A 2,084-nucleotide genomic window follows, 5' to 3' on the forward strand; every position below is an offset into this window, starting at 1 on the left:
TTCTTTCCCTACCCGCCGCTCTTCCGAGCGCGCCGGCATCGGCGAACGCGGCGAGGTGCTTGCACCACCACGCGGACAGCGCGTCGCGCGCCGCGTCGTCGCCGAGGTTGGCGTGGGCGACATCCTGCGCGTGCGCGGTGCCGCGCGGATCGATCAGTGCGTCGTCGTGCGTGCGCTCGACGTACCAGTCCGGATGCTCGGCGCGCAGCGGATTCTCGCGCGCGACGCGATCAGGCACGACTTCGAGCAGCAGGCGCAGCCCGTGGCCGTGTGCGAGCTGCGCGAGCCGCGAGAAGGTTTCGAGCGCGCTCGCGCGCGTCGCGAACGATTGGGCCGGCCGGCGGAAATCGGCCACGTGGCGCGGAAAGCCGGCGACGCTCGCGGCCCAGAACGCGCCGATCAACATGTGATCGAAGCCCATGCCGGCGACCTGGGCGAACGTCTGCGGCCAGGCGTCGAGCGGCCCGACGAGGCGGGCGTCGCAGAACTGGATATGCGGAGCGAAGATCGGCGTGGAGTCCATGGCACGGGGCGAAGGGGCGGCGGTCGGTGACGCCGGTTCGCCGCAACGCCCGTGCCTGCCGGGCGGTTTCCCGTGCGGCGGGGCCTGCGCGGGATGCCGATGACAAGGGACTGTCGTTTTTACACGATCAAGGGTCGCGCGGTTATCGCGGGCCGATGTCCTGGTCGTCGTCGATGCGCTGCAACAGCGCATCGCAGCGTTCGCGCAGCGCGTGCAATTCCGGCGAATCGGCGTCGAGCCGCCCGTGCTTGCCGCTCTCGGGATCGCGGTTCGCGACCGCGACGTCGTAGATCCCTTGCGCGATCGTCGCGGACGCGTCCGCGATCCTGACCCGCGCAAGCCATCCGCATTCGGCGTGATGGCACGCGAGCCAGGCGCGTTGCGCATCGACGATCTGATCGGTCGTGGGCCATGCGCCTGAGCGCATGCGCGCGGCCAGCTGGCTCGTCACGAGATAGGAGAGCAGATCGGTCGTTGGATTCACACGAGGCTCCTTGACGAAGGGTCGGGACGACCGATCCGCGCGCCGGTTCGCGAACGCGGAACCGGGAGCGTGTCGAGGCGCGGATCGTCGTCCGGTTGCAGGGTGATGAACCGCTTCACGGCCGCGCGGTGCGTGCCGGCAGCGGTTCGACATGCGATCCGCGCGCAAGCCGCGTGCCGGCCAGTCGCACCGGGCACGGTGCGTGCTCGTCGGGCCGACGGGGCGCGCGGCAATCATGCGGCGCGCATTTTTTGCATCGTCATCGCAGATAGGTACAGGAGGCCGCCATGCAAAATCAACAGGAAGCACAGGTTCGCGACCCGTATCGCGGGCACGAGATACGCGTGTGGGCGCGGCGCAACGACAGCGGTGCGTGGCGCGACGAGGTGCAGGTGTATGTCGGCGGCGAGCGCATCGAGCTGGTCGCGCCGGCGGTTGATGGCCCCGACTGGATGACCGAGAGCGAAGCGCTGCTCGCGGGCGTCGAGCGTGGCCGGTATCTGGTCGACAAGCGTATCGATGACGATTGAGCCGCTGGGTGGCCGCGTGTCGGTGCGGTGCCGTGTGGTGTGGTGTGGTGTGGCGTGGCCGAACGTTCACGGCCTGATGAAACCGACGGCGATCCGGCGCAGGTGCCGTCGGCGAAACAGGCGTTTCAGGGCCGCGCCGCAATCTCGTCGAGATGCCACAGCAGATCGGCCGGATCGTCATAGACGCGCAGTGCGCCCGCGCGTTCGAGTTCGTCGCTGCCGTATCCGCCCGACAGCAGCCCGACGCCGAGCGAGCGGCAGCGGGCAGCGGCGAGCATGTCCCAGATACTGTCGCCGACCACGACCGTGTGTTCGATCGGCACGTTCAGTTGTGCGGCGGCCGTCAGGAACAGGTCAGGGTCCGGCTTCGCATACTTGACCTGGTCGCGCGTGACCACGACCTGCTTCGCCGGATCGACGCCGAGCGCCTCGAGATTGATGGCGGCGGTTTCCATCCGTCCGCTGGTCGCGATCGCCCAGCGAATGCCGGCCGACGACAGCGCGGCCAGCAGTTCGCGCGCACCCGGCAGCGGCCGGACCTGCGCGC

At 69.4% G+C, this 2,084-nt stretch carries 3 protein-coding genes and 1 pseudogene; 1 reads left to right on the top strand and 3 read right to left on the bottom strand.

Annotation, left to right across the window (positions count from 1 at the left end; genetic code table 11):
• Both G3N93_RS39185 and G3N93_RS39190 read right to left on the bottom strand, forming a co-directional pair.
• Positions 1-523, bottom strand: a pseudogene (locus G3N93_RS39185) (DUF3416 domain-containing protein); the annotation flags it as partial.
• 142 nt (positions 524-665) lie between these two features.
• A complete protein-coding gene (locus G3N93_RS39190) occupies positions 666-950 on the bottom strand; it encodes a hypothetical protein (RefSeq protein WP_206135446.1) in 285 nt (94 codons plus the stop codon).
• A 344-nt stretch (positions 951-1,294) separates the two neighbouring features.
• Here G3N93_RS39190 and G3N93_RS39195 point away from each other — a divergent pair, with 344 nt between their 5' ends.
• On the top strand, positions 1,295-1,537 hold the full coding sequence (locus G3N93_RS39195) for a DUF6566 family protein (RefSeq protein WP_206135444.1): 243 nt from the start codon (positions 1,295-1,297) through the stop codon (positions 1,535-1,537).
• A 125-nt stretch (positions 1,538-1,662) separates the two neighbouring features.
• On the opposite strand, the gene G3N93_RS39200 is transcribed toward G3N93_RS39195, so the two are convergent.
• A partial coding sequence (locus tag G3N93_RS39200) for an HAD family hydrolase (RefSeq protein WP_206135445.1) occupies positions 1,663-2,084 on the bottom strand: 422 nt, incomplete at its 5' end.

The organism is Burkholderia sp. Se-20378, assembly GCF_017104665.1.
Classification (GTDB): Bacteria; Pseudomonadota; Gammaproteobacteria; order Burkholderiales; family Burkholderiaceae; genus Burkholderia; species Burkholderia lata.